The organism is Enterobacter cloacae complex sp. P1B (assembly GCF_014982345.1).
In the GTDB taxonomy this organism is placed as follows: domain Bacteria; phylum Pseudomonadota; class Gammaproteobacteria; order Enterobacterales; family Enterobacteriaceae; genus Enterobacter; species Enterobacter bugandensis.
This window is the reverse complement of the sequence record NZ_JADCLF010000043.1, coordinates 1-450: the sequence shown is the minus strand read 5'-3', so window position 1 is coordinate 450 and position 450 is coordinate 1. Positions and strand designations below refer to the sequence as shown.

Here is a 450-nt window from a genome sequence, read left to right as displayed (position 1 = left end):
TAACAAAAGAGTCTCTTGTGATGATAGTTTTTTAAAATGAAGCATATCATGAAAGTCATTTTGGTCTGTTAAATCATTAAAACACTCAATGTATTTATCCAAGTCGTAATTACATGGTAAAATCAAAGTTTTTTCTGGTCTGTATTTTGAAACTGCATAACAATGTAAAAAGTTATCTTTAATAATAATATCTTGAGTATGATACTTATGATAAAAAATAAGTGTTGGAAGCTTTGTGGTTTGCTCAACGTTATATGTATAAGATTCAAAAACTTTTGAATCTTCAATAAGTTCCCTGATGCCGTGATATAAAAAATAATTGTCAGTAATAACGTATATTCTTAATAATTTTTTAGAGATCATTTTATTCACCTTCAAAATCAAAACAAATATCCTATCCCAATGATGAAAGTATTTATTTCTTTGTTATCAATAATTCCCAATTCATAT

Annotated in this window: 1 protein-coding gene; it reads right to left on the bottom strand. The window is 25.6% G+C overall.

Going from position 1 to position 450, the window contains the following annotated elements:
* A partial coding sequence (locus INF77_RS23150; RefSeq protein ID WP_227415173.1) for a hypothetical protein occupies window positions 1-363 on the bottom strand: 363 nt, incomplete at its 3' end.
* Between the last annotated feature and the right edge of the window lie 87 nt (window positions 364-450).